The sequence below is a fragment of the Vannielia sp. SX4 genome (assembly GCF_052828525.1).
This window is the reverse complement of record NZ_CM128247.1, coordinates 1,551,222-1,574,368: the sequence shown is the minus strand read 5'-3', so window position 1 is coordinate 1,574,368 and position 23,147 is coordinate 1,551,222. Positions and strand designations below refer to the sequence as shown.

Sequence of the window (23,147 nt, the reverse complement as noted above, 5' to 3'; positions counted from 1 at the left end):
ATACGCGATCTGGCCGCGCCGCAAACCTTAACGAACCGCACGCGCGCTGCCGCAGACGCCCCCCTCCCTCGCTCAGGCGCCCATTCGCTCGGCCATGTCGAGCATCCGGGCGGAGAAGCCCCACTCGTTGTCATACCAGCCGAAGACGCGGGTCAGCTCGCCAGCGACGGAGGTTTCGCGAGGGGCGACGATGAGGCTTTCGGGGCGGGCGCGCAGATCGGAGGAGACCAGCGGCTGATCGGTGCTGCCGATGATCGGGCCACGGGCGGCGGCGAGAGCGGCGTTGACGGCCTCGGAAGTGGTTGTCTCGCGGGTGCTCACGGTAAGGTCGATGGCAGAGACGGAGGCAGTGGGCACGCGGAGGGCGCGCGCCTCGATCCGGCCTGCGAGGGCGGGCAGCACCCGGTCGATCAGCCGGGCGGCGGAGGTGGTGGTGGGCACCATCGAGAGGGCGGCGGCGCGGGAGCGCTCGGGGGCCTTGCGCGGCGCGTCCACCGTGGGCTGGGCGCCGGTGTAGCAATGGACGGTGGTCATCTGCCCGGCCTCGACGCCGAAAGCCTCGTCGAGCACGCGGAGCAGCGGTGCGAGGGCGTTGGTGGTGCAGGAGGCGTTGGATACGATCCGCTGGCCGGAGAGCGCGGCATCGTTCGCACCCATGACCACGGTGACATCGGCCTCGTCGGAAGGGCCAGACACCAACACCGAGCGCGCGCCCGCCGCCAGCCCGCGCTCGGCCACGAAGCGCTTGCCGGCTAGGCCGGTGCATTCGAGCACCACGTCGACGCCGGAGAGATCGAGCGTGGAGAGGTCGGGCGTGGCGGTGAAGCGGATCGGCTTGCCGCTGACGATAAGTTGCTCGGGACCCGTCGTGACCTCGCCCGGCCAGGGGCCGAACACGCTGTCATAGGCGAAGAGGTAGGCGCAGGTCTCGATCGGCTCGATATCGTTGATCAGTGCGAGAGTAATGCCGGGCCGGGAGGCGAGGAGCTGGCGGAGGACGGTGCGACCGATCCGGCCGAAGCCGTTGATGGCGATGGTGGTCATGGGGGGCTCCGACTCGGGGGCAGGTTTGGCCGGAGGCTGCGACGGGCGCACGCCGGGGGCAACCCCTGCCCTGTCAGGCGGTGTCCAGCCGGAACTTGAGGAAGCTCTGGCCGGCGTGGGTGACCTCGCCAACGGGCGCGGCCCCCATGCGGCGGAGCGCCGAGAGGTTGCTGCGGGAGGGGGCGAGCAGGAAGGTGACGAAGGGGATGCGCGGATCTTTGCGGGCGTGATCGAGCGCCTGCGCCGCGATGCGCAGGCCCTGCCCGAAGGCGGCGGGGGTGAGGACAAGGCCGAAATCCCACTCGTCGCCTTCTTTCTGGAAGCCGCCCCAGCCTATGTAGCTCTCGTCGTCGAGAAAGGCCCAGTGGCCGAGACCGTCGCGCGCCCATGTCGCCTCTTTCGCGGCGACGAAATCGGCCACCTCATCGAGGGTCCACGGCTGGGTGAGCAGCGGCAGGTGGGCGGCGATGCGCGGGTCGTTCATGTGGGCGAGCAGCAGGTCGGGGGCGATCTGGGGCAAGCGGGTGAAGGTGACGGGCATGGGGCGGCTCCGGTTGGCTTGGCGATGGCGTAGCGGGGCAACGCCGGGGGAGGAAGCCGGTGCGGGCCCGGATGACGGGGGTGTGATGGGGGATTGCGCGGCGTGCGCGAATCGTAATATTAAAAGTTACGATTAAACGGAGGCGCGGATGAAACGCGACAGCAGGCTCTCGATGGTGCTCCATGCGCTGCTGCACATGGCCGATCATGAGGGGCCGATGAGCTCTGAGGTGCTGGCCAAATGCATGTGCACCAACCCGGTTGTGGTGCGGCGCACGATGGGGCTGCTGCGCGAAGCCGGGCTGGTGCGGGCGACGCGAGGCGCGGCGGGCGGCTGGGAGCTGGCGGTGCCCTTGGAGGGCGTCACCCTGCGGCAGTTGCACGAGGCGCTCGGGGAGCCGACGGTGTTTGCCATCGGCCACAAGAACGCGGCGCCGGGCTGCCTTGTGGAGCAGGCGGTGAACGCGGTGATGGACGATGCCTTTGCCGCCGCCGAGGCGCTGCTGCTGGAGCGGTTTGCCGCCGTTACGCTGGCCGATCTGGCCAAGGAATTCAGCGCCCGGTTCGCGGCGCACAGGTCCGGCGGGAAGGCCGGGATAGCAAAAGGATAACCCCATGACATTCGACGCGATCGTGATCGGCGGTGGCCCCGCCGGCCAATCTGCTGCGCTCCAGCTTCTGCGGGCGCGGCGCACTGTGGCGGTGGTGGATGCGGGCCAGCCCCGCAATGCACGTGCGGCCCATGCGCAGGGTTTCTTCACCCGTGACGGCACGCCGCCTGCGAGCCTGCTGGAGATCTCGCGGGCGCAGCTGGAGAAATACGGCACGCTGGAGTGGGTCGAGGGTGAGGCGGTTGAGGCCGAAGGCGAGATCGACGGATTCCGGGTGGCGCTGGCGGGGGGCCGGGTGCTGGAGGGGCGGCGGCTGGTGCTGGCGACCGGCGTGCGAGATGACTTGCCGGAGGTCGAGGGGCTGGAGCCACTTTGGGGGCGGCAGGTGTTTCACTGCCCCTACTGCCACGGCTACGAGCTGGAGCAGGGCGACATTGGCGTGATCGGCAGCTCGGAATTGGTGGTGCACATGGCGGAGCTGATCACCGAGTGGGGCGAGGTGACGTTCTTGCCCTTCGGTTTCGTGCCCGCGCCGCATCAGGTGGCGGCGATGGAAGCGCGGGGCGTGCGGGTGGAAGAGGCGGCGCTGGTGCGGCTGGAGGCCGGACCGGTGGCGCATCTGGCCGACGGGCGGGCGCTGAAATTCGACGGGCTCTTTGCCGCGAGCCGGGTCTGGCCCGCCTCGCCGATTGCGGAGGCACTGGGCTGCGCGGTGGAAGAGACGCCGATGGGCGGCATTGTGGTTGTGGACGCGATGGGCGCGACCAGCGTGGCGGGCGTGTTCTCCTGCGGGGATGCGGCGCGGCAGCCGCATTCGATTGCGCTGGCCGTGGGGCAAGGCGCCTTTGCCGGGGCGGGGGTGCACCGGAGCCTCGTGTTCTGAGCTGCGCGCGTTGCCCTACGGGTGGTGCGGCAGCGGCGCGTGGCGGTTCACGTCCTTGTAGAGAAGGTAGCGGAACTGCCCCGGGCCGCCCGCGTAGCAGGCCTGCGGGCAGAAGGCGCGGAGCCACATGAAATCGCCCGGACCGACCTCGACCCAGTCGGTGTTGAGCCGGTAGGCGCCCTTGCCCTGCAGCACGTAGAGCCCGTGCTCCATGACGTGGGTTTCAAGGAAGGGGATGCAGAGGCCCGGGTCGAGGGTGACGATGGTGATGTGGAAATCGAAGGCCATGTCGGCCGGATCCATGAACCGCGTGGTGCCCCAGAGGCCGCCCTCGGCGGGCATCGGCACCGGCGCGATCTCGGCGTCGTTGCGGTGGAAGAAGGCAGGCGGCTCCACGCCCGGCGCGGGCTGGTAGCGCTTGCGGAACCAGTGAAAGACGGCAACCTCCTCGCCCTCTGCGGTAAGGCTCCAGCGCGCGGAGGGGGGCAGGTAGGCAAAGCTGCCCGGGGTCAGCAGATGGGTTTCACTGCCAATATCCAGCCGCGCCGCGCCATGGGTGAGAAAGAGCGCCGATTGCACCCCCTCCTCGCCCTCGTCCCGGTCGGTGCCGCCGCCGGGCGCGACCTCGGCCACGTATTGCGAGAAGGTCTCGGCAAAGCCGGAGAGCGGGCGGGCCAGCACCCAGAAGCGCGTTTCGCGCCAGCCGGGCAGGAAGGAGGTGACGATATCGCGCTGCACGCTCGCCGGGATCACCGCATAGGCGGTGGTGAAGGCGGCGGAGGAGGAGAGCTTTTCGGTCTGGGGCGGCATGCCGCCGGGGGGGCGGGCGTAGGTGCGGGTGGTCATGGCGGTCTTTCCTGAGGTGGGCCTCTGGTAGCACCGGGTGGGGCGGGCTGGAAAGCCCCTGCCCCGCGTCAGCCGATGGTGCGGGCGCGGGCGGTGGCGGCGGAGAGGCCCTCGGCGATGAGGCCTGCGAGCGGCGAGGCCCGCATGGCCTCGAGCCCGGCGGCGGTGGTGCCGGCGTAATCGACCATCTCCTGAACGTGCTCGGCGGGCGTAGCGCCGGTGGCCATCATCCGGCCTGCGGCGAGGAAGAGCTGGCGGGTGGCGGCGAGGGCGGTTTCAGGCGCGATGCCCTCTGCCTCGGCGTAGCGTTGCACCGCTTCGGCGAAGAAGGCGACGAAGCCGGGGACGGGGCCGGTGATGGCGGTGAAGACATCGAGCTGCGCTTCGTCCGGCAGTTCGGCGGTGGTGCCGAGGGCGGAGAAGATCGCGGTGGCGAGGGATTTGTCGGCCCCCGTGGCGCCGGGGGCGGCGGTGAAGGGGGAGAAGGCGAGGCGGTCGCCTGCAGCGGGGGAGGACATGGCGCGGATCGTGCGGGTGCTTCCTGTCAACTCGGTGAGGCGAGCCAGGGTGATGCCGGCCATGGTGGAGAGCACGGGCTTGGCGGTGCTGATCCCGAGGGCGGGCGCGGCGGCGGGCGGGACGCAGAGCAGCAGCGCATCGGCCTCTGCGGCGGCCTCGGCGGGCGTGGTGGTGCGGCAGGGCAGGCCTTCGGGCGGGGTGCCGGTGGTGTTGGCGAGGATCAGCCGCGCAGGCGGGTGGCCGGAGGCCATGAGGCCACGGGCGATCTCGCGGCCCAACATGCCGGTGCCGATGAGGGCGAGGGTCGTTTGAGCGAGTGTCATGAAGCCTCCGTGCGATGCGCCTCCCCCTGCCCTAGCGGAGTGACGCGGCTTGGGGAAGCGCAGTGGCAAGCCTCGTCAAGGCCCGCTGCCAACCGCCGGTTGTGACTATTTTTTGATCATTTGGTCAGAAATTTGCGACCACGGGGTTGGAAGCGCGTGAAATTCATTGACCGAATGGGGGCAACGGGCGGACGCTGGAGGGGAAACAGAGGATCGAGGACGCCGTGGCAAACACACTTGCAACCACTTTCACTGGACTTGAGTTCGTTAACCCCTTCGTGCTGGCCTCGGCCCCGCCGACGGAAAGCAAACGGAAAATCCTGAAGGCCTTCGAGGCCGGCTGGGGCGGCGTGGTGACGAAGACCATCGGTCTGCATCCGGTGGAAAACGTGGCCGGGCCCAAGACGATCTATCAGCGGACCAGCGAGCAGAAGCCCTATGTGTCGCGGATGAAGCGGCCCGACACCGTTTCGCACTCGTCGTGGAACTGGGAGCTGATCTCGGACCAGCCGCTGGAGCAATGGCTGCCCGACCTCGAAGAGATCAAGACCACCTACCCCGACCGCATGGTGATTGCCTCGATCATGGCCGGCTGCGGCAACGAGGAAGAGATGGAAGCCTGGCGCAAGCTGGCGCGGGCCGTGGTGAACGTGGGCTGCGACGCGCTGGAGCTGAACCTTTCGTGCCCGCATATGGACCGCAAGGACATGGGCGCGAACATCGCCAATGACGAGGATATCATCCGCGCCATCCTGAAGGCGGTGAAGAGCGCGGTGGATGTGCCTGTCTGGGTCAAGCTGACACCCGCGACCTCGACCCTCGTGGATGCCGCCGGGGCGGCCTATGAGGCGGGCGCAGCCTCGATCTCGCTGTGCAACACCTTCCCCTCGCTGCCGCTGATGGACCCGGAGACGCTGAAGTTCGAGGTGGAGGTCGACGGGCTCGTCACCTCCGGCGGGCTGGGCGGGCTGGCGATCTTGCATCAGGCGTTGCAGCGGGTGTCTGACATTTCGCGCGCCTATCCCGACCAGTCGATCTCGGGGATCGGCGGGATCCGGGGCTTCCGCGAGGCGTTCAACTTTATCGTTCATGGCGCGGGCAACCTGCAGGTTTGCACGGCGGCGATGGAAGAGAAAGGCAGCGGCGGCGTGGGCGTGCAGCTCATTCAGGAGCTGAAGGACGACCTGAGCGACTACATGGAGCGCATGGGCCATTCCTCGATCGAGGATTTCCGGGGGATCGCACGGGAGCGGATCGTGGAGCACGCGCAGGTGCGCCGGAAGAGCGAAGAATACAACGGCGGCTACGCGAAGTCCGCCTGAGGCGGGGTGAAGGGCGCAGTGTGGCGGGACGCGTCCCGCCCTACACGCTGACCTCGGCCATGAGCGCCGACTTCTCGATCTCGCCGCGTGCGCCGGAGGCCCGCACCTCGCCACGGCGGAGCACCACGAAGCGGTCGGCGAGGTTGTAGGCGAATTCGAAATACTGCTCGACGAGGATGATCGCCATATCGCCCCGGTCGCGCAGGTATTCGATGACCTTGCCGATCTGCTGGATGATGTTGGGCTGAATGCCCTCGGTCGGCTCGTCGAGCAGAAGCAGCTTCGGCTTGGTCATCATCGCGCGGGCGATTGCGAGTTGCTGCTGCTGGCCCCCGGAGAGGTCGCCGCCGCGCCTGCCGATGAACTCCTTGAGGATCGGGAAGAGCTCGAATACCTCACCCGGGATCTCGTGTTCCGAGCGGGGCAGGCAAGCGTAGGCGGTTTCGAGATTTTCCTTCACGGTGAGCAGCGGGAAAATATCGCGGCCCTGCGGCACATAGGCGAGGCCGCGTTGGGCCATCTCATGGGCCGGGAGCTTGCCAATCTCGGTGCCGTCGAAGGTGACGCTGCCGCCGGAGCGGGCGTGGGTGCCGCTGATCGCCTTCATCAGGGAGGTCTTGCCGACGCCGTTGGTGCCCATGACGCAGGTGACTTCGCCCTGCCGGGCCTCCATCGAGATGCCGTGCAGGATCTGGGAGTGGCCGTAATGCAGGGTGAGGCCGTCGAGCGTGAGCATGGCGGGTTTTGGAGAGTCAGCGGCCAAGATACACCTCGATGACTTCGGGGTTGGAGGTGACGTGGTCGAGCGAGCCTTCGGCCAGCACCGAGCCTTCATGCAGCACGGTCACCTTGCATTCGAGCCGGCGGACAAACTCCATATCGTGCTCGACGACCACGACGGCGCGGGTTTTGGCCGCTTCCTTCAGGATGTCGGTGGTGTGCTCGCGTTCGGCGAGGGTCATACCCGCCGCCGGTTCGTCGACCAGCAGGAGGCGCGGCTCCTGCGCCAGCAGCATCCCGATTTCGAGCCATTGCTTTTGCCCGTGGGAGAGCTCGCCGGAGGTGCGCTCCAGCTCACCCGAGAGGCCGATCTCGGCGGCGAGTTCGACAACGCGGTTCTGGTCGGCCTTGGAGGGCTTCCAGAACAGGACGGAGGACCAGCCGCGCTTGTTTTGCAGCGCCATTGTGAGGTTTTCGCGGACGGATTGATCCTCGAAAACGGTGGGCTTCTGGAATTTCCGGCCGATGCCCGCCTGGGCGATCTTGGCCTCGTTCATGCCGACGAGATTGCGGCTCATCTCGCCCCAAATCACCTTGCCCTCGTCGGGCTTGGTCTTGCCGGTGACGATATCCATGAAGGTCGTCTTGCCCGCGCCGTTGGGGCCGATGATGGCGCGCAGCTCGGCCTCGCCGATGTTGAAGCTGAGGTTTCGGATGGCCTTGTAGCCATCGAAGGTGACCGAGATGCCGTTGACTTCAAGCAGGGTGCTCATTGGCCCTCCTCCTCGCGCTTGGCGCCCGCGTCGGGGCCGTAATCTGCCCCGTGGCGGTTGGAGGGCAGCCGCGCGGTGACGAGGTCGAAGAGGCCGCCGATGCCCTTGGGGGCGAAGAGGGTCACGAGGACGAAGGTGAGGCCGAGCAAGACTGTCCACCAATCGACCCAGCTGATGGTGTAGAAGCCGAGCGGGATGTCGGGCGCCTGACCGCCGGTGAAGTAGGTGGAGACGAGGCTGACGAGGGCCGCGCCGATGACCGCGCCGTAGAGGCGCCCCCTGCCCCCGATGGCGACCCAGACGGCGAGGTAGATGGAGGCGATGGGGGCGATTTCGGCCGGGTTGATGATGCCGGCCTGCGGGTAGTAGAGCGCGCCTGCGATGCCCGCGATGCAGGCGGTGAGGGTGAACATGGCGAGCTTGTAGGTTTCGACCGAGTAGCCGAGGAAACGCACGCGGGCCTCGTTGTCGCGAATGCCGCGGATGACCGAGCCGAACTTGCCGGAGACGACGAAGGCGGCGAGCAGGTAGCCGAGGCCAAGGGCCAGGGCGGATGCCCAGAGGAACCAGATGGAAACGACATCTTGGCTTGCGGTGACGCCCGGCAGGTTTTGCAGGCCGGAGAGGCCGTTGTTGCCGCGCAGGCCGGAGTCGTTCTGGAAGAGGTAGAGGGCCAGCGCGAGGGTCATCGCTTGCGTCAGGATCGACAGGTAGACGCCGGTGACGCGGGAGCGGAAGGCGAGCCAGCCGAAGACGAGGGCGAGGAGGCCCGGAACGGCGACGACGAGGATGAGTTGCAGCGTGAGGCTGTGGGCGAAGGACCAGATGAGCGGGAACTCGGAGGAGCCGACGACGCCGAAAATCTGAGTGCCGATGGAATCAATCACCTCTTGCGGGGTGGGCGGGATCTGCTGGGCGGCCATGCTCTCGGTGACGATGAGGCGGGTGCGCTCATACATCAGCCACATTCCGATCATGTAGCCGCCGAGGCCGAAGAAGGCGAAGTGGCCGAGCGAGAGGATGCCGCAGTAGCCCCAGATCAGGTCCATCGCGACGGCGACGAGGCAGAGGCAAAGGGTCTTGCCGAGCGTCTTGACGAAGCTGGTGGAGATGAGGCCGAGGCCGAAGCCTTCGGAGGCGATGGTGACGGCCAAGGTGAAGAGGCCGAGACAGGCGAGGAAGACGAGGATGGAGGGGTTGCGGGCGATGAAGGAGCGGTTTTTCATTGGGTAGCCCTCCGGGTGAGAATGCAGAGCGAGGCCAGCGCCCGCACCGCACGGGGCGCGTTTCCACAAGCGGCGACACGACCGTCTCGCGCTCCTTCGCCGTTGAGCATGACATCGACGAAGCGCCCGCCCCGTGGGGGGGCGGTGCGGGCGCTGGCCGCCGTTGGCGGCCGGGTGCTCCGCTGGGTCGATGCGCCATTTCCTGTACGAAGGGTCAAACCAAACATCGCTCAATCCCCCGCCGCGCGGCCCTTGAGGGCGATGATGCCCCTTGGCCGGAATTGGATGAAGATGATGATGAAGATGATCATGTAGGTCTGGGCCGCCAGCGTGTTGGAGGGGTTCAGCCATTCGATGCCCTTTTGCAGCGAGCCGATCATGCCCGCGCCCAGCAACGTGCCCCAGATGTTGCCGACCCCGCCGACCACGACGGTCATGAAGCTCTGCACAATGTAATCGGCGCCAAGCTCGGAGGTGACCTTGGCGTAGAGGCCGATTGCGACGCCCGCGATCCCCGCGATGCCGGAGCCGAGGCCGAAGGTAAGCATGTTCACGCGGCCGGGGTTGATGCCCATCGAGGCGGCCATGCGCGGGTTTTGCGTGACGGCGCGGGTCTCCAGCCCGAGGCGGGTCTTCTTCATCAGGAAGAGGAAGAAGAGCAGGAAGACGATGGCGAGCACGAAGATGGCCACGCGGATCATCGAGATGCCGACGATCTCGTTGATCTGCCACTGCCCGTCGAGCCACCCGGGGGCCGTGAGCGGGCGGGCCTGGGTGCCGAAGATGTTCTTCGCAAGCTGCTGGAGGGCGATGGAGATGCCGAAGGTGGCCAGCAGGGTTTCGAGCGGGCGGTTGTAGAGCCAGCGGATCACCAGCCGCTCCATCGCCACCCCGGCGGCGAAGGTGACGGCGAAGGCCAGCGGGATGGCGACGATGATCGAGACCGTGTGGTTGGGGATCATCTGCTGCACCACGTAACCGGTGTATGCACCCATCATGATGAACTCGCCGTGGGCCATGTTGATGACCCCCATCACCCCGAAGGTGATGGCCAGCCCGATGGCGGCGAGAAAGTAGATGGAGGCGAGGGAGAGCGCATCGAGCCCCAGATCGAGCGTGGTGTTCAGGCCAACCTTGGTGTCGATCGAGCGGAGGGCGGCGTTGGCGGACTCGGTGACGAAGGGGGATGGCTCGGCGTATTCCTCGTAAAAGGTGAAGCGGGCGAGCGCGGCGTCGATCTCGGCCTCCGTGGGTGCGGGGGCGACGGTGCCGGCCTCGACCAGCGCGGCATAGGCGCGCTCGCGGGCTTCGATTGTGTTCAGCTCGGATAGCGGCACGCCGCCCACGGCCCCATCGGCGATGTTGGCTTGCAGCGCGTTGCGGCGGTCGGAAGGCTCGATGCGGGCGGGCAAGTCGGCTGCGGCGGCGGCCATATCGTAGGCGGCGTTGCGGGGCAGTTCCTCGGAGCCGGGGCGCAAGGTGCGGGCGATGTTGCCCGTGGGTTCGCCCTCTGCGGCCTTGAGGGTGGTGGCGACCAGCGGATTGAGCGTGGCGCGGGTGTCGACGTTCAAGTCGCCCGCGACGCTCTCGATGGCGGCGATGCGGGCGTCTTCGTCGGCACCGAAGGAGATGGTGAGCAGGGTCAGGAGCCGCTGCTTTTGCGCCTTCAGCGCCGGGCTTGGCTCTTCGTCGATGGAGGCGGCGAGCGGCTCGAGGTGCGAGGCGTCGGGGTTGCGGGAGATGGCGGTGAGCGCATCTTGCCGCCGGGCGGCGTTGGGGTCGAGCAACTGGAAGCGGACAAGGGCGGAGGCGATCAGACCGCGCACGCCGGAGTTGGGCTTGAGGTTGTCAACCTCGCCAGACGGCACCGGCTCAAGCGCTTCGCCACTGTCGAAATCGGTGAGGATGATCGTGCGGTCCGGGCCCTTCTCGCCTTTGAAGAACCAACCGTCGCTCTCGCGCTGATACATCTCGCGGGCTTCCCAGACCTGCAGCACCTGCTGCATGCCCTCCAGCCCGGAGCCTGCCAGCGCGTCGATCACCGGCTGGATGGTGCGGCGGGAGGGTTTGGCAAGGTCGGCGGCGTGCGCTTGAAGCAGCGTCTGGATCGGGCCCATCTCGGCGGGAGCGGCTTGGGTCGCCTCATCGGCTGGGGTGTCGGGGGTGCTGTCCTGCGCCAGTGCGGGCGCGGAGAGAGTGAGGGCGCAGAAGAGCGCCAGAGCCTGCAAGGCCTTGATCATGCTGGAATGTCCCACCGCGCGTTGTCCCCTTGGGCCGGAGAGGGCAGCGCGTGCCGCCCCCTCCGCTGGCGTGTCGGGCGGCGCCGAACTTCAGCGCCGGCCTGAAGAGCCTGATGGCTCAGTAGTTGCTTTCGATCTGCACGCAGGTGGAGGTCTCGGTGTTGTACATGCCGCACTCCAGATCTTTCCAATCCGAGGTCAGAACAGCCGACTCGGGCAGGAAGTCGGTCCAGGCATCGCCGGGGACCGGATCGGTCTCGGAGATGATGTCGAACTGGCCGTCTGCGCGGATTTCACCGATGAGCACCGGCTTGGAGAGGTGGTGGTTCACGCCCATCACGGCGGTGCCGCCGGTCAGGTTGGGGAACTCCTGGCCCCACATCGCGGTGCGGACGGCGTCCACATCGGTAGTGCCGGCCTCGGTGGCCGCGTTCACCCACATGTTGAAGCCGATGTAGTGGGCTTCCATCGGGTCATTGGTCACGCGGTCTTCGGAGCCTATGAAGGCGTGCCACTTGGAGATGAAGTCGGCGTTGGCCTCGGTGTCGGCGGACATGAAGTAGTTCCACGCGGCGAGGTGGCCGACGAGGTTGGAGGTGTCGAGACCGGCGAGCTCTTCTTCACCCACGGAGAAGGCCACAACGGGGATGTCCTCGGCGGAGATGCCCTGCGCGGCCAGTTCCTTGTAGAAGCCGATGTTGGCGTCGCCGTTGATGGTGGAGATCACGCCCACCTTCTTGCCGTCCGCGCCCAGCGCCACAACGTCGGACACGATCTTGGACCAGTCGGAATGGCCGAAGGGGGTGTAGTTGACGAAGATATCCTCGGCGGGGATGCCTTTGTCCTTCAGGTAGGACTCGAGGATGTTGTTGGTGGTGCGGGGGTACACGTAGTCGGTGCCCAGCAGCGCGAATTTTTCGACGCCCAGCTCTTCGAGGTAGTAGTCGGTGGCCGGGATGGCCTGCTGGTTGGGGGCGGCGCCGGTGTAGAACACGTTCTTGGAGGACTCTTCGCCCTCATACTGCACCGGGTAGAACAGAAGGCCGTTCAGCTCTTCGATCACCGGCAGCACGGATTTGCGCGACACGGAGGTCCAGTTGCCGAAGATCACATCGACCTCGTGGACGGTCAGCAGCTCGCGGGCCTTTTCGGCGAAGAGCGGCCAGTCGGAGGCGGGGTCGACGACCACGGCTTCGAGATCGCAGCCCAGCAGGCCGCCGGCCTCGTTCTGGCTGGCGACGAGCATTTCCATCGTCTCTTTCAGCGTGGTTTCGGAAATGGCCATGGTGCCCGAGAGCGAGTGCAGCACGCCGACCTTGATCGGGCAGCTCACCTCTTGGGCAGAGGCGGCACCGGCGGTAAGGCCGAGCGCGAGCACAGAGGCAGCGGTTTTCTTGAAAGCGGTCATTTTATCCCTCCGTTCGGGGTGTGTGGCCGGCAAGGGCGACACGCGAGCAGACCCCGAAGCAAGTTCCTGTTGATGTTGGCGCGGGGCTGCTGCCATGTCCTCACCGGCGGCGGCTTGCGCACCCGATGCGGTGCGTCTCAGCGTGCTCCGGGCGGGGACATGCTTTGGAGCGGCGCGGTTCCGGCGCAATTTCGGGATTGCAGAAAACAGGTGTCCGCCCCGCATTGATTAATTTCGCGGCAGAAATCCGAGCATCCGCCCAGAAATTCAGCAGGCAACTTGACCCGGCGGCAGGATCGCCGCTCACTTGTGGTCAGCCGGAACGCTGCGTGGTGAAAACATCGGCAGGAGATATGCGTGGGGGCAGCCATTACCATTGAAGGCGAGATAGACGCGGCGCGGGCGAAGCAGCCGAGGGCCGTTGGTGCGGCGCGGGTGACGGCGCGGCCCGATGGTCGGGGCGGCGGTCGGATCGGCGAGTTGCGCATGTCGGGCGCGATGAAGCTGCTCTTCCCCCGCCGTGCGGGCGCCTTGCAAGCGATGCTGGTCAACTCGGCGGGCGGAATCACCGGGGGCGACAGGTTTCGGCTGGAGGCCGGGGCCGAGCCGGGCGCGGCGCTGAGCCTCACCACGCAGGCCGCCGAGCGCGCCTATCGCGCCCAGCCGGGCGAGGTTGGCGAGGTTTCTGTGCGGCTGAGCGCGGGCGCGGGCGCCTGCCTGCACTGGCTGCCACAAGAGACGATCCTGTTTCAGGCCTGCGCCCTGCGCCGCCGCCTGCGGGTCGACCTGGCGGAGGATGCCAAACTGCTGCTGTGCGAGCCGCTGGTCTTTGGCCGCACGGCGATGGGCGAGCGCCTGACGGAAGGCTGGTTCAGCGACCGAGTCGAGGTGTTTCGGGGTGGCGCGCGGCTCTTTACCGATGCCACGCGGCTGGAGGGCGATATCAGCGCCCGGCTTGCAAGCCCCGCAACCGGCGCGGGCTGCCGTGCCTCGGCGCTGGTTGTCTATGTCGCCCCCGATGCCGAACACCAGCGCGATGCGCTCCGCGCCGCTCTGCCGCAAGACGCTCTGGCGGGCACCTCGCTGATTGCGCAAGATGTGATGGTGGCCCGATTCCTCGGCCCCGATGGTTTTGGCCTGCGCAAGCTCCTCATGCCCGCGCTGGACCGGCTCTCGGGCAATACCCTTCCACGATCCTGGAGGCTCTGAACCCATGCAACTCACCCCCCGCGAAAAGGACAAGCTCCTCATCGCCATGGCCGCAGAGGTGGCCCGCAAGCGGCTGGCCCGCGGCGTGAAGCTGAACCACCCCGAGGCGATTGCGCTGATCACTGACGCGGTGGTGGAGGGCGCCCGCGATGGCCGATCGGTCGCCGACATGATGGAGGCGGGTGCGCAGGTGGTGAGCGCGGAGCAATGCATGGAGGGGATCGCCGAGATGATCCACGAGGTGCAGGTGGAGGCGACCTTTCCCGACGGCACCAAGCTGGTGACCGTACACAACCCCATTCGCTGAAGAGGACTGACACATGAAATACATTGCCGCCCTGCTGGCCACCGCCGTTATTGCATCGGGCCCCGCCCTCGCCCACTCTGGCGCGCACCTGCACCCGCATGAGGCCAACTCGGCCCTGCCGCTGATGGCCGCGCTGGCGGTGATCGTGGCGGCGGGCTTTGCCGCCTTTCTCTGGAGCCGCAAATGATCCCCGGTGAGGTGATCTGCGCGGAGGGCGATATCGAGCTGAATGCGGGCCGCGAGGCGATCACCCTGATGGTGGCGAACACCGGCGACCGCCCGGTGCAGGTGGGCAGCCACTACCATTTTGCCGAGACCAACGCAGCGCTCGACTTTGACCGTGACGCCGCGCGGGGCATGCGGCTCGACATCGCCGCAGGCACCGCCGTGCGGTTTGAGCCCGGTCAGGCCCGCGAGGTGCAGCTGATTGCGATTGGCGGCGCGCGGAAGATCTACGGCTTCAACCAGAAGGTCATGGGAGCGCTCGATTGACCCCGATGTTCAACCCCACTGCCCTGCTGCGGCTGCAAATGCAGATGGCGATCATGACGATGGAGGCCAGCGCCGTTATCTGGATGCGGATGATGGGCATGGCCGGCACGTGGAACGTGGCCGCAGGCGAGAACGGGCGGATGGTGCGCGAGAAGCAGCGGGCCTTTGCCAAGGCCGCGCAGGAGGCCTCGGTGGCCGCCATGCAGGGCCGCAACGTGGGGGCCGCCGCGCTGCGCCCGCTGCGCCGCAAGACCCGCTCCAACGTGGTGCGGCTGGCCCGGAGAGGGCCGAAGCTGAGGTGAAGGGTTAACGGGAGGACCAACCAGAAAGGGAGTGCCCAAGATGTGTAACGCGTGCCTGATCGAGAATGTCCGCAAGACGGCGATGAACCGCCGGTCCTTCTTTGCCCGGAGCGCCGCCGCGGGGGCGGCTGCCGTGGCCGCCGGGGCGATGGCCTCGCGCCCGGCCCTCGCCCAGTCGAGCGGCAAGGTGGTGGACCTGACCTATACGCTCACCCCCGAGTTCCCGACCTTTGACGGCTTGCCGGGCATCGAGTTTGCCTCCGACAAGGACTATGCCGCCGATGGCTACAAGATCTGGAAGGTCTCGTTCTTCGAGCATTCCGGCACCCATATCGACGCACCCGCCCACTTTGCCGAGGGCACCGACACGGTGGACATGCTGCCGCCCGAAAGCCTGATGTGCCCGCTCTGCGTGATCGACCTCAAGGCCAAGGCCGCCGAGGAGCCGAACGCGATGGTGGAGCCGGAGGATATCGAAGCCTGGGTTTCGGCCAATGGCGAGATCCCCGAGGGCGCCTGCGTGGCGATGAACTCGGGCTGGGGTGCGAAGATGGGCGATCCGTCGTTCCGCAATGACGGCGAGGGGAACTTCGCCTTTCCGGGCTTTGCCAAGGCGGCGACGGATATGCTGCTGGAGATGGGCGTGGCGTCGATTGGCGTGGACACGCTCTCGCTCGATCCGGGCAATTCGGCGGATTTCGCGGTCCATTACTCGTGGCTGCCTGCCGGGCGCTATGGGATCGAGAACATGGCCAATCTGGATGAGGTTCCGGCCAGCGGGGCGACGCTCTTTGTTGGCGCGCCGAAGCATGGCGGCGGAACCGGCGGTCCGGCCCGCGTGATGGCGGTGATCTGAATGGCGACGGTGCCCCTTTTGTCCGACGAGGAGCTTTCGCCCCGTGCGAAAGCGGTTTTCGACGCGATCCGCGCGGCACGGGGCACCGACTACGTGAACAACTTCTGGCGTGCCCTCGCCCATGACGAGGACGCGCTGGAGGAGACATGGGCCAAGCTCTCGGTCCTGATGGGGCCGGGGGCGCTCGACCCGCTGGTGAAGGAGATGATCTACGTTGCGGTGAGCACCGCGAACGGCTGTTCGTACTGCGTACACAGCCATACCGCAGCGGCGAAGGCCAAGGGGATGAGCGCCGAGATGCACGCCGAGCTGGTGCGGGTGATCGGGGCGGCGATGATGACCAACGGGATGGTCACGGCGCTGCAGGTGCCGGTGGACGAGGTGTTTGATGCCAATGGCGCTTGAGGGCTCCTGCCGCTGTGGCGCCGTGCGGTTCTCACTGCAAAGCCACACGCCGGTGCCCTACCAGCTCTGCTACTGCACCATCTGCCGCAAGACCGGCGGCGGGGGCGGCTATGCGATCAACCTTGGTGGGATCGCAGAGACGATGGAGGTGGAGGGCGAGACGGCGGTGTATCGGGCGGCAATCGAGCGTGGCGGGGTTTGCGAGGTTTCGACCGGGGAGCGGAACTTCTGCGCGGCCTGCGGCTCGGAGCTGTGGCTCTATGACCCGACATGGCCCGAGCTGATCCACCCCATGGCCAGCGCCATCGACACCCCCCTGCCCCCTGCCCCGGCCCGCGTGCACCTGATGTTGGCCGACAAGCCGCATTGGGTGCCGCTCAACGCGGGGCCGGAGGATGAGTGCTATGACGGATACCCCGCGCTTTCGCTGGCCGACTGGCACCGAAAGCACGGGGTCTGGGCGGCATGAGGGCGCGGGTAACCTCCTCAGCCAGCGTCGGGCAGCGGCGGCAGGCTGCGCAGGTAGAGGATGATCGCCGCGAGATCGTCGCTGCTCATCTTTGCGAGGAAGCCATAGGGCATCGGCGGCAGCATGGGCGTGCCGTCGGGGCGTTTTCCTTGGGTGATCATCGCGGCCAGTTCTTCGTCGGTGTAGCCCGCAAGCCCGTCCTCGTGAGAGGTGAGGTTGGAGGCGACCGAGGTGCCCCACGGACCGTAGAACTGGAAGCCGCCGCGGCCGAGGTCGGTGTCGACCATCGGGCCGGTGGCGCCCATCGGCGTGTGGCACTCCATGCAATGGGCGACCGGCCCGGCGAGATAGGCGCCGTAGTCCGCCGTCACGCCCTGCGCGGGAGCGGCGACCGCTTCGACCGGCGGGCCGTAGGCTGGGGGCAGCGGGATGTGGTAGGTGGAGGCGCCGGGGTCGTTCTCGACCGGGGGCGCGCTGCGCAGATACATGACGACCGAGGCCACATCGTCATCGCTGAGGCCACGGTAGAAGGTGAATGGCATCGGCGGGCCGATCAGCGTGCCGTCGGGGCGGATGCCCTCGCGGATCGCCTTTGCCAGCTCGGCATCGCTCCACGCGCCGGACGGACCGGCGGGGGTGATGTTGGGGGCGATGGCGGTGAAGGCCTCGTTCTGCTCCACCAGCCTGCCGGAGAGTTCGGCTCCGGCCACGAAACCCTCGGCCCCCAGCGGCGTGTGGCAGTTGCCACAGCCCATCGGGCCTTCAACCAGGTAAGTTCCACGCTCCAATGTGGGCTCGGACAAGGCCTGCGTGCAGACCATCGCCAGCGCCCCGCTCAATACCGGGTAACGCATTGCTTTCATCCTTCAGAAAAAGGGGCCTCATTGCCGGCCCCGACCCTCGCGCGGCGCAAATGGCGCCGTAGTTTCCGTGGGGTCAATTTTGCGCCTGTCCGCGAGTCGCGTCAATTGACGTGTTGCGGCTGGGCTTTGTTGATGACGACCGCCTGAAAGGAGCCGCCATGGCCACCCGCATCCCCCGTTCCGACTATGCCGCGATGTTCGGCCCCACCACTGGTGACAAGGTGCGGCTGGCGGATACCGACCTGATCATCGAGGTGGAAAAGGATTTCACCACCTATGGCGAGGAGGTGAAATTTGGCGGCGGCAAGGTGATCCGGGACGGGATGGGGCAGAGCCAGGCGACGCGGGCGGAGGGGGCGGTCGATACGGTCATCACCAACGCGCTCGTGCTGGACTGGACCGGCATCTACAAGGCCGATATCGGGCTGAAGGACGGGCGGATTGCGGCGATTGGCAAGGCGGGCAACCCGGATACCCAACCGGGGGTGGATATCATCGTCGGGCCGGGGACGGAGGCGATTGCGGGGGAGGGCAAGATCCTCACCGCGGGCGGGTTCGACAGCCATATTCATTTCATTTGCCCGCAGCAGATCGACGATGCGCTGCATTCGGGGCTGACGACCATGCTGGGCGGCGGCACTGGCCCCGCGCATGGCACGCTGGCGACGACCTGCACGCCGGGGCCGTGGCATATTGGGCGGATGTTGCAGGCGCTCGATGGTGTGCCGATGAACATTGGCCTTGCGGGCAAGGGCAACGCCTCGCTGCCGGGCGCGCTGGTGGAGATGGTGAATGCCGGGGCCTGTGCACTGAAGCTGCATGAGGATTGGGGCACGACGCCGGGGGCGATTGATTGCTGTTTGTCGGTCGCGGATGACATGGACGTGCAGGTGATGATCCACACCGACACGCTCAATGAGTCCGGCTTCGTGGAGAACACGGTGGCGGCGATCAAGGGGCGGACGATCCACGCCTTTCACACCGAGGGCGCGGGCGGGGGCCATGCGCCGGATATCATCAAGGTGTGCGGCGAGGAGAACGTGCTGCCGTCGAGCACCAACCCGACGCGCCCCTTTACGGTGAACACGCTGGAGGAGCATCTGGACATGCTCATGGTGTGCCACCACCTCGACAAGTCGATCCCCGAGGATGTGGCCTTTGCCGAGTCGCGCATCCGGCGGGAGACGATTGCGGCGGAGGATATCCTGCACGACATGGGGGCGTTTTCGATCATCGCTTCGGACAGTCAGGCGATGGGGCGCGTGGGCGAGGTGGTGATCCGCACATGGCAGACCGCCGACAAGATGAAAAAGCAGCGCGGGCGGCTGGCGGAGGAGACGGGGGACAACGACAACTTCCGCGCCCGCCGCTATGTGGCGAAATACACGATCAACCCGGCGATTGCCCATGGGATGAGCCATGAAATCGGCAGCATCGAGGTGGGCAAGCGGGCCGATCTGGTGCTCTGGAGCCCGGCCTTCTTTGGGGTGAAGCCGGAGATGGTGCTGCTGGGCGGGTCGATCGCGGTGGCGCAGATGGGAGACCCGAATGCCTCGATCCCGACGCCGCAGCCGGTTTACACGCGCCCGATGTTCGGCAGCATGGGCCGGGCGGTGGAGCGCTCGGCGGCGCTGTTTGTCAGCGAGGCGGCGGTGGCCGGGGGGCTGCGTGGGCAGCTCGGGCTGAGCAAGGAGCTGCTGGCGGTGAAAGGGACGCGGGGGATCGGGAAGTCGGCGCTGAAGCTGAACGACGCGCGGCCGAAGATCGAGGTGCATCCGGAGACCTACGAGGTGCGGGCGGATGGCGAGTTACTGACATGCGAGCCGGCAGAGCGGCTGCCGATGGCGCAGCGGTATTTTATGTTTTGAGCGGTTGGCGGGGCACTCCAACCCACAATTGCCATGTCGTTAACCCTTTTTGCGATGCGCCGTGGCACATTGGCGGCATGGCGATTTCATCACATCAGATTCGGGCCTGCTTCGAGGCCGCGCTGGCCATCCGGGGCGGCCAAGCCGGGATTTCGGCGGCGCGGGCGCGAGTGGCGCGGGAGACCGGCATGGGGGCCGGATCGGCACAGGACTACATCTACATCACGCTGCGGCTGCTCGACGGGCGCAGCTACACCCGCACCATGAACGCGGAGGGTACCCGGCTTTTACTTGACTGGATCGGGGACGACTTCGGCGATGCCCAACAGAAGGCGGCAGCGGAGCTTGTTCTGGCGCATGTCGACTATTATCGGTCCCTGCCACGAGGCGGACCGCAGGTGGGCGTCCGGGATGCGGCGCATTCTGTTCTGCGAGCCTTGGCGACGCGGGAGGAGGCGTAGCGGGCTTTTGAGCGCCGGGTGACTGCAGCAGTATTTCATGATTGATCGCGGCTGGTGGGTGAAACCCACCGCCGCGATCACCCGAAACGTTCGATCACCTCAAACTCATCTTCCTCATCCGGCTGGGCCTCGGGCTGTGCTGACGCGACCGCAACCGCGCGGGTCACAACCATGGTGCTGCGGCTCTCCCGCCAAAAGGCCGGATCATCGCGGATGTAGGCGGGTAGGCGCGTGGGGTCCAGGCTGCGGCGGGTGCTTTGGCACACCGTCACCGTGAAGGCCGCCCCCTCCACCGGGCCGGTGGGGCGGGCCGCGATCAGGGCGGCGCGCAGGGCCTCCTCACAAGTCTTCAGCGCGGCCATCTGCGCCCGGATCGCGCCCAGCGCATCGGCCAGTGCGGTGGGCTGGGTGGGCAGACCGGGCGGGAACGATTCGACGCGGCTCATGGGGTGATGGTGGCGCAGGGTCGGTAAACGGACGGTTACGCGCCGCGCGGCCCGCTCCCCTGCCCGCAGCACATGGCTGCCCTGCAAAGCCGGGCCTTCCGCCCTGCCCCGCCTGTGCTAGCCTGATCCCATGGGAGGAAACCCTGCAACCCAATGACAAGGTTTCCAGCGATGACACTCCAGACCACCGATACCAGCTTTGCGCCCGCGCTTCGCGCCCGGATCGACGCCTTCTTTGCCACCCTCGGCATGGGGCTGAACGCCTACATGGAAAGCCGCTCGCGGATGCATCAGATCAACCGGCTGAATGCGCTCTCCGACAAGGACCTCTCCGCCATGGGCCTGACGCGCGACGAGATTCCGCGCCATGTTTTCCGCGACCTGCTCTACCTCTAAGGCTTCGCGGTCTTCCATCGGGGGCAAATCCCGCTAGGCTCGCAGCACAGCCTGCCGGGAGACAAGACCTTGCCCCTCACCCTGCCCCACACGCGCGCCGCCGCGGTGCTTGCCGCGCTGGCCGCCAGCCCTGCCCTTGCCGCCGATTGCCCGGTGGGCGCCGATATGGAGAAGGGCGTGCGGTTTTCCGAGGCGACGGGGAATATCGAGGTCATCAAACGCGGCGCGGCCCCGGGCGAGGTGGTTTCGACCTACGGCAGCGACGGCTACCTGAACGTGGTGCGGCTGGCGCATGGGGTCTATGTGACCGAGATCGCCAACCTCGTGAACGGCGTGCCCGAGGGGGTGCCGGACCGCTACAGCTATGACATCTCCCCCCTGCCCGCCCCGGCACCGGGGCTGGAGGTTGCCGCCCAGGTGACGGTGACCGGCTCGGAGACCAAAGAGCAGACCTGGACCTACAGCTTTGGCGAGCCGGTCACATGGACCTATGGAAGCTGTTCCTACGAGCTGATCCCGATCACCACCCGCCAGCTCGCGGCGGGCGAGGAGGTGAGCCGGGAGGTGCTGCATTACCTGCCGGAGTTCGGGCACTCCTACCTCGCGGTCTATGCCGATGGCGAGATCGAGGAGGTTTATACCTACGTCAGCGTGGAGGCGGTGCGATGAGCGGCCGGGGCGCGGCGGCGCTTTGCGCGGTGGGCGTGCTGGCGGATGCAGCGGGTGCGGCCTGCCCGGTGGCGGCAGACATGGAAGGCGGCGTGCGGCTGGAGCTGGCGAATGGCGACAGCGAAGTGTTTCGCCGCACTGGTGCTGCGACGGTCGAGAGCGTGCTCACGGTGGGCGGGGCCGAGCAGACGCGGTTCTCCTACGCGCGCGGGGTCTACCTGCTGGAGTCGATCGAGATGGAGGGCGGCGCGCTGGTGCCAAGCAGCCGCGCGACCTTTGCCTTTCCGACCCGGCCCGAAGGCACGCCGGAGCCTGCACCGGGCCATGGCTGGGGGCTGCGGATCGTGGCGACCTATGGCGGCGAGCCGGTGGCGGAGATGCTCGGCATCCGCTTTGGCGCGCCGGGCGAGGCCACCATCGGCGATTGCGCGCTGGAGGTGCTGCCGGTGGAGCAGCGGATCTACGAAGACGGGGAATTGGTGGCGCGGGAAGAGCGCAATTACATCCCCGCGCTCGGCTTCAGCTACGCGCTGGCTTGGCATGAGGACGCCCGGGTGGACCGGTATGATTACGTGAAGATAGAGGCGGTGGAATGAGCGAGCAGATGGAGACGGCACAGGAGGTGCGGCGCGGCGGGGCCGAGGGTGCGGGAGACCGGGTGCGGCTGAGCTATGACGCGCGGTTCCTGCGGCGCAAGGTGCTGGTGACGGAGAGCGGCGCGCGGGTGCTGGTGGATCTGGCCCGGACGACCTCGCTGGATGCTGGCGATGCGCTGGTGCTCTCGGGCGGCGGGCTGCTGGCGGTGGAGGCGGCGGTGGAGCCGCTGCTGGAGGTGCGGGGCGTGGGCCTGGTGCGGCTGGCGTGGCACATCGGCAACCGGCACACCCCCTGCCAGGTTGAGGAGACGCGGCTGCTGATCCAGCGTGATCACGTGATGGCCGATATGCTGGCCCGGCTGGGCGCGCAGTTGGCGGAGATCGAGGAGCCTTTCACGCCGGAGGGCGGCGCCTATGGCGAGGGGCGGACCCACGGCCATGACCACGGGGCGCAACATGGGCCGGAGGGGCATGGGCACGGGCACTCTCATGGGCAGGACCACGGGCACAGCCATGAGCACGGGCATGGACACGATCATGGCTATGGGCACACGCATGACCACTGAGGCCACCGCCACCGAGGCGGTGCTGCGGTTGGCACAATGGTTCTCTCCCGGTTTTCCGGTCGGGGCCTTCGCATGGTCGCACGGGCTGGAGGCGGCGCTGGTTGAGGGCCGGGTGACGCGGGAGACGGTGGAGGACTGGCTGGAGGGCGTGCTGGAAGACGGCGCGGGCCGGGCCGATGCGGCCCTGCTGGCAGCGGCCCATGGCGCGGAGGGCGAGGCGCTGGCGGAGGTCGATGCGTTGGCCCGCGCGCTGGCCCCCTCGGCGGAACGGCTGGCGGAAACGGTGGAACAGGGGACGGCCTTTGCCCGGACGGTCACCGCGCTCTGGCCGGAGCGCGCGGTGGAGGCGATGGCCTACCCGGTGGCCGTGGGCCGCGCGGCGGGGCTGCATGGGCTGCCGCTGGAACTGACCGCCACGATGTATTTGCAGGCCGTAATCGGCAACCTCGTGGCGGTGGCGACCCGCGCGGTGCCGCTGGGCCAGACCGAGGCGCAGGCGATGCTGGCGCGGCTGACCGAGCGCTGCGCGGCGGTGGCGCGGGAGGCGATTGCAGGCGGGCTGGACGGGCTGGGGACAGCGAGCTTTGCCGGGGACGTGGCGGCGATGCGGCATGAAGCGCTGTATTCCCGGGTGTTCCGGAGCTGAGGGCGCGCGGCAGGCTGACCTGCCAGCATCGAACGGAGGCGCGGGCGGCACCTGCGGGATGGAGTATTTGCAGCAAGAAAATGCAGTGGGTGCGGCGCTGGCGCGATCTTGCGCGTGCCGGGGGGGCGTGGGATGGATGGG

General features: G+C 67.5%; 29 protein-coding genes. 18 read left to right on the top strand and 11 right to left on the bottom strand.

Annotated features, from left to right (window positions below; genetic code table 11):
* Positions 1–72 precede the first annotated feature (72 nt).
* Both ACUXVX_RS07830 and ACUXVX_RS07825 read right to left on the bottom strand, forming a co-directional pair.
* Positions 73–1,044, bottom strand: a complete 972-nt coding sequence (locus tag ACUXVX_RS07830; protein WP_446311094.1) for a type I glyceraldehyde-3-phosphate dehydrogenase — start codon at positions 1,042–1,044, stop codon at positions 73–75.
* Between the two features lie 73 nt (positions 1,045–1,117).
* The gene (locus tag ACUXVX_RS07825) at positions 1,118–1,585 is read right to left on the bottom strand and encodes a GNAT family N-acetyltransferase (RefSeq protein ID WP_446311093.1); all 468 of its coding nucleotides are present in this window, start codon (positions 1,583–1,585) and stop codon (positions 1,118–1,120) included.
* A 148-nt stretch (positions 1,586–1,733) separates the two neighbouring features.
* On the opposite strand from ACUXVX_RS07825, the gene ACUXVX_RS07820 reads away from it, so the two are divergent.
* Positions 1,734–2,195 carry an Rrf2 family transcriptional regulator gene (locus tag ACUXVX_RS07820; protein ID WP_446311092.1) on the top strand — a complete coding sequence of 154 codons (462 nt, stop codon included), beginning with the start codon at positions 1,734–1,736 and terminating at the stop codon, positions 2,193–2,195.
* A 4-nt stretch (positions 2,196–2,199) separates the two neighbouring features.
* The gene (locus ACUXVX_RS07815; RefSeq protein ID WP_446311091.1) at positions 2,200–3,078 is read left to right on the top strand and encodes an NAD(P)/FAD-dependent oxidoreductase; all 879 of its coding nucleotides are present in this window, start codon (positions 2,200–2,202) and stop codon (positions 3,076–3,078) included.
* A 15-nt stretch (positions 3,079–3,093) separates the two neighbouring features.
* On the opposite strand, the gene ACUXVX_RS07810 is transcribed toward ACUXVX_RS07815, so the two are convergent.
* Both ACUXVX_RS07810 and ACUXVX_RS07805 read right to left on the bottom strand, forming a co-directional pair.
* Complete coding sequence (locus ACUXVX_RS07810; protein ID WP_446311090.1) at positions 3,094–3,924, bottom strand: bifunctional allantoicase/(S)-ureidoglycine aminohydrolase; 831 nt, start codon at positions 3,922–3,924, stop codon at positions 3,094–3,096.
* A gap of 68 nt (positions 3,925–3,992) precedes the next feature.
* Positions 3,993–4,766 carry a pyrroline-5-carboxylate reductase family protein gene (locus ACUXVX_RS07805; protein ID WP_446311089.1) on the bottom strand — a complete coding sequence of 258 codons (774 nt, stop codon included), beginning with the start codon at positions 4,764–4,766 and terminating at the stop codon, positions 3,993–3,995.
* A 224-nt stretch (positions 4,767–4,990) separates the two neighbouring features.
* On the opposite strand from ACUXVX_RS07805, the gene ACUXVX_RS07800 reads away from it, so the two are divergent.
* On the top strand, positions 4,991–6,088 hold the full coding sequence (locus ACUXVX_RS07800) for a tRNA-dihydrouridine synthase (protein ID WP_446311088.1): 1,098 nt from the start codon (positions 4,991–4,993) through the stop codon (positions 6,086–6,088).
* 40 nt (positions 6,089–6,128) lie between these two features.
* On the opposite strand, the gene urtE is transcribed toward ACUXVX_RS07800, so the two are convergent.
* The 5 genes from urtE to urtA all read right to left on the bottom strand — a co-directional run bounded on the left by urtE (position 6,129) and on the right by urtA (position 12,455).
* On the bottom strand, positions 6,129–6,824 hold the full coding sequence (gene urtE / locus ACUXVX_RS07795) for an urea ABC transporter ATP-binding subunit UrtE (protein ID WP_222470119.1): 696 nt from the start codon (positions 6,822–6,824) through the stop codon (positions 6,129–6,131).
* Positions 6,825–6,840: 16 nt separating this feature from the next.
* Entirely contained in the window at positions 6,841–7,581 is a 741-nt protein-coding gene (urtD, locus tag ACUXVX_RS07790) for an urea ABC transporter ATP-binding protein UrtD (RefSeq protein ID WP_222491648.1), read from the bottom strand.
* The gene (urtC, locus tag ACUXVX_RS07785; protein ID WP_446311087.1) at positions 7,578–8,807 is read right to left on the bottom strand and encodes an urea ABC transporter permease subunit UrtC; all 1,230 of its coding nucleotides are present in this window, start codon (positions 8,805–8,807) and stop codon (positions 7,578–7,580) included. Before urtC ends, urtD begins: the two co-directional genes overlap by 4 nt.
* Before the next feature lie 230 nt (positions 8,808–9,037).
* The gene (gene urtB / locus ACUXVX_RS07780; protein WP_446311086.1) at positions 9,038–11,047 is read right to left on the bottom strand and encodes an urea ABC transporter permease subunit UrtB; all 2,010 of its coding nucleotides are present in this window, start codon (positions 11,045–11,047) and stop codon (positions 9,038–9,040) included.
* 118 nt (positions 11,048–11,165) lie between these two features.
* Complete coding sequence (gene urtA, locus ACUXVX_RS07775; protein WP_446311085.1) at positions 11,166–12,455, bottom strand: urea ABC transporter substrate-binding protein; 1,290 nt, start codon at positions 12,453–12,455, stop codon at positions 11,166–11,168.
* A 357-nt stretch (positions 12,456–12,812) separates the two neighbouring features.
* On the opposite strand from urtA, the gene ACUXVX_RS07770 reads away from it, so the two are divergent.
* Genes ACUXVX_RS07770 through ACUXVX_RS07735 form a run of 8 tightly spaced genes read left to right on the top strand, consistent with a single transcriptional unit; the run spans position 12,813 to position 16,495 of the window.
* Positions 12,813–13,664: an urease accessory protein UreD gene (locus tag ACUXVX_RS07770; RefSeq protein WP_446311084.1), complete on the top strand. Its 852-nt coding sequence runs from the start codon at positions 12,813–12,815 to the stop codon at positions 13,662–13,664.
* 4 nt (positions 13,665–13,668) lie between these two features.
* Complete coding sequence (locus ACUXVX_RS07765; RefSeq protein ID WP_222470124.1) at positions 13,669–13,971, top strand: urease subunit gamma; 303 nt, start codon at positions 13,669–13,671, stop codon at positions 13,969–13,971.
* A gap of 13 nt (positions 13,972–13,984) precedes the next feature.
* A complete protein-coding gene (locus tag ACUXVX_RS07760; RefSeq protein ID WP_446311083.1) occupies positions 13,985–14,158 on the top strand; it encodes a hypothetical protein in 174 nt (57 codons plus the stop codon).
* Positions 14,155–14,463 carry an urease subunit beta gene (locus tag ACUXVX_RS07755; protein WP_446311082.1) on the top strand — a complete coding sequence of 103 codons (309 nt, stop codon included), beginning with the start codon at positions 14,155–14,157 and terminating at the stop codon, positions 14,461–14,463. The genes ACUXVX_RS07760 and ACUXVX_RS07755 overlap by 4 nt, the downstream gene beginning before the upstream one ends.
* Positions 14,464–14,468: 5 nt before the next feature.
* Positions 14,469–14,765: an antifreeze protein gene (locus ACUXVX_RS07750; RefSeq protein WP_446311081.1), complete on the top strand. Its 297-nt coding sequence runs from the start codon at positions 14,469–14,471 to the stop codon at positions 14,763–14,765.
* Positions 14,766–14,805: 40 nt separating this feature from the next.
* Complete coding sequence (locus tag ACUXVX_RS07745) at positions 14,806–15,621, top strand: cyclase family protein (protein ID WP_446311080.1); 816 nt, start codon at positions 14,806–14,808, stop codon at positions 15,619–15,621.
* Positions 15,622–16,026 (top strand): carboxymuconolactone decarboxylase family protein, encoded by a 405-nt coding sequence (locus ACUXVX_RS07740; protein WP_446311079.1) that lies wholly within the window; start codon positions 15,622–15,624, stop codon positions 16,024–16,026.
* Positions 16,010–16,495, top strand: a complete 486-nt coding sequence (locus tag ACUXVX_RS07735; protein ID WP_446311078.1) for a GFA family protein — start codon at positions 16,010–16,012, stop codon at positions 16,493–16,495. Before ACUXVX_RS07740 ends, ACUXVX_RS07735 begins: the two co-directional genes overlap by 17 nt.
* A gap of 17 nt (positions 16,496–16,512) precedes the next feature.
* On the opposite strand, the gene ACUXVX_RS07730 is transcribed toward ACUXVX_RS07735, so the two are convergent.
* A complete protein-coding gene (locus tag ACUXVX_RS07730) occupies positions 16,513–17,349 on the bottom strand; it encodes a cytochrome C (protein ID WP_446311077.1) in 837 nt (278 codons plus the stop codon).
* A gap of 167 nt (positions 17,350–17,516) precedes the next feature.
* On the opposite strand from ACUXVX_RS07730, the gene ureC reads away from it, so the two are divergent.
* Positions 17,517–19,226 carry an urease subunit alpha gene (gene ureC / locus ACUXVX_RS07725; protein WP_446311076.1) on the top strand — a complete coding sequence of 570 codons (1,710 nt, stop codon included), beginning with the start codon at positions 17,517–17,519 and terminating at the stop codon, positions 19,224–19,226.
* 77 nt (positions 19,227–19,303) lie between these two features.
* Positions 19,304–19,687 (top strand): hypothetical protein, encoded by a 384-nt coding sequence (locus ACUXVX_RS07720; RefSeq protein WP_446311075.1) that lies wholly within the window; start codon positions 19,304–19,306, stop codon positions 19,685–19,687.
* Positions 19,688–19,764: 77 nt separating this feature from the next.
* Here ACUXVX_RS07720 and ACUXVX_RS07715 read toward each other — a convergent pair whose 3' ends face one another.
* Entirely contained in the window at positions 19,765–20,133 is a 369-nt protein-coding gene (locus tag ACUXVX_RS07715; RefSeq protein ID WP_446311074.1) for a hypothetical protein, read from the bottom strand.
* A 171-nt stretch (positions 20,134–20,304) separates the two neighbouring features.
* On the opposite strand from ACUXVX_RS07715, the gene ACUXVX_RS07710 reads away from it, so the two are divergent.
* The 5 genes from ACUXVX_RS07710 to ACUXVX_RS07690 all read left to right on the top strand — a co-directional run bounded on the left by ACUXVX_RS07710 (position 20,305) and on the right by ACUXVX_RS07690 (position 23,006).
* Positions 20,305–20,529: a hypothetical protein gene (locus tag ACUXVX_RS07710; protein WP_446311073.1), complete on the top strand. Its 225-nt coding sequence runs from the start codon at positions 20,305–20,307 to the stop codon at positions 20,527–20,529.
* A gap of 69 nt (positions 20,530–20,598) precedes the next feature.
* On the top strand, positions 20,599–21,198 hold the full coding sequence (locus ACUXVX_RS07705; RefSeq protein ID WP_446311072.1) for a hypothetical protein: 600 nt from the start codon (positions 20,599–20,601) through the stop codon (positions 21,196–21,198).
* A complete protein-coding gene (locus tag ACUXVX_RS07700; RefSeq protein WP_446311071.1) occupies positions 21,195–21,794 on the top strand; it encodes a hypothetical protein in 600 nt (199 codons plus the stop codon). The genes ACUXVX_RS07705 and ACUXVX_RS07700 overlap by 4 nt, the downstream gene beginning before the upstream one ends.
* Positions 21,791–22,360: an urease accessory protein UreE gene (locus ACUXVX_RS07695; protein WP_446311070.1), complete on the top strand. Its 570-nt coding sequence runs from the start codon at positions 21,791–21,793 to the stop codon at positions 22,358–22,360. The genes ACUXVX_RS07700 and ACUXVX_RS07695 overlap by 4 nt, the downstream gene beginning before the upstream one ends.
* Entirely contained in the window at positions 22,320–23,006 is a 687-nt protein-coding gene (locus tag ACUXVX_RS07690) for an urease accessory protein UreF (protein ID WP_446311069.1), read from the top strand. Before ACUXVX_RS07695 ends, ACUXVX_RS07690 begins: the two co-directional genes overlap by 41 nt.
* Positions 23,007–23,147: the final 141 nt, after the last annotated feature.

What these genes read in the sequence shown, in the direction of transcription:
- ACUXVX_RS07810 (WP_446311090.1), bottom strand. Translation starts at nt 3,924, where the DNA reads ATGACCACCCGCACCTACGCCCGCCCCCCCGGCGGCATGCCGCCCCAG.
- ACUXVX_RS07740 (WP_446311079.1), top strand. Translation starts at nt 15,622, where the DNA reads ATGGCGACGGTGCCCCTTTTGTCCGACGAGGAGCTTTCGCCCCGTGCG.
- ACUXVX_RS07755 (WP_446311082.1), top strand. Translation starts at nt 14,155, where the DNA reads ATGATCCCCGGTGAGGTGATCTGCGCGGAGGGCGATATCGAGCTGAAT.
- ACUXVX_RS07730 (WP_446311077.1), bottom strand. Translation starts at nt 17,349, where the DNA reads ATGCGTTACCCGGTATTGAGCGGGGCGCTGGCGATGGTCTGCACGCAG.
- ACUXVX_RS07695 (WP_446311070.1), top strand. Translation starts at nt 21,791, where the DNA reads ATGAGCGAGCAGATGGAGACGGCACAGGAGGTGCGGCGCGGCGGGGCC.
- ACUXVX_RS07720 (WP_446311075.1), top strand. Translation starts at nt 19,304, where the DNA reads ATGGCGATTTCATCACATCAGATTCGGGCCTGCTTCGAGGCCGCGCTG.
- ureC (WP_446311076.1), top strand. Translation starts at nt 17,517, where the DNA reads ATGGCCACCCGCATCCCCCGTTCCGACTATGCCGCGATGTTCGGCCCC.
- urtD (WP_222491648.1), bottom strand. Translation starts at nt 7,581, where the DNA reads ATGAGCACCCTGCTTGAAGTCAACGGCATCTCGGTCACCTTCGATGGC.
- ACUXVX_RS07765 (WP_222470124.1), top strand. Translation starts at nt 13,669, where the DNA reads ATGCAACTCACCCCCCGCGAAAAGGACAAGCTCCTCATCGCCATGGCC.
- urtC (WP_446311087.1), bottom strand. Translation starts at nt 8,807, where the DNA reads ATGAAAAACCGCTCCTTCATCGCCCGCAACCCCTCCATCCTCGTCTTC.
- ACUXVX_RS07715 (WP_446311074.1), bottom strand. Translation starts at nt 20,133, where the DNA reads ATGAGCCGCGTCGAATCGTTCCCGCCCGGTCTGCCCACCCAGCCCACC.
- ACUXVX_RS07710 (WP_446311073.1), top strand. Translation starts at nt 20,305, where the DNA reads ATGACACTCCAGACCACCGATACCAGCTTTGCGCCCGCGCTTCGCGCC.
- urtA (WP_446311085.1), bottom strand. Translation starts at nt 12,455, where the DNA reads ATGACCGCTTTCAAGAAAACCGCTGCCTCTGTGCTCGCGCTCGGCCTT.
- ACUXVX_RS07815 (WP_446311091.1), top strand. Translation starts at nt 2,200, where the DNA reads ATGACATTCGACGCGATCGTGATCGGCGGTGGCCCCGCCGGCCAATCT.
- ACUXVX_RS07745 (WP_446311080.1), top strand. Translation starts at nt 14,806, where the DNA reads ATGTGTAACGCGTGCCTGATCGAGAATGTCCGCAAGACGGCGATGAAC.
- urtE (WP_222470119.1), bottom strand. Translation starts at nt 6,824, where the DNA reads ATGCTCACGCTCGACGGCCTCACCCTGCATTACGGCCACTCCCAGATC.
- ACUXVX_RS07700 (WP_446311071.1), top strand. Translation starts at nt 21,195, where the DNA reads ATGAGCGGCCGGGGCGCGGCGGCGCTTTGCGCGGTGGGCGTGCTGGCG.
- ACUXVX_RS07830 (WP_446311094.1), bottom strand. Translation starts at nt 1,044, where the DNA reads ATGACCACCATCGCCATCAACGGCTTCGGCCGGATCGGTCGCACCGTC.
- ACUXVX_RS07760 (WP_446311083.1), top strand. Translation starts at nt 13,985, where the DNA reads ATGAAATACATTGCCGCCCTGCTGGCCACCGCCGTTATTGCATCGGGC.
- ACUXVX_RS07825 (WP_446311093.1), bottom strand. Translation starts at nt 1,585, where the DNA reads ATGCCCGTCACCTTCACCCGCTTGCCCCAGATCGCCCCCGACCTGCTG.
- ACUXVX_RS07735 (WP_446311078.1), top strand. Translation starts at nt 16,010, where the DNA reads ATGCCAATGGCGCTTGAGGGCTCCTGCCGCTGTGGCGCCGTGCGGTTC.
- urtB (WP_446311086.1), bottom strand. Translation starts at nt 11,047, where the DNA reads ATGATCAAGGCCTTGCAGGCTCTGGCGCTCTTCTGCGCCCTCACTCTC.
- ACUXVX_RS07820 (WP_446311092.1), top strand. Translation starts at nt 1,734, where the DNA reads ATGAAACGCGACAGCAGGCTCTCGATGGTGCTCCATGCGCTGCTGCAC.
- ACUXVX_RS07690 (WP_446311069.1), top strand. Translation starts at nt 22,320, where the DNA reads ATGGACACGATCATGGCTATGGGCACACGCATGACCACTGAGGCCACC.
- ACUXVX_RS07805 (WP_446311089.1), bottom strand. Translation starts at nt 4,766, where the DNA reads ATGACACTCGCTCAAACGACCCTCGCCCTCATCGGCACCGGCATGTTG.
- ACUXVX_RS07750 (WP_446311081.1), top strand. Translation starts at nt 14,469, where the DNA reads ATGTTCAACCCCACTGCCCTGCTGCGGCTGCAAATGCAGATGGCGATC.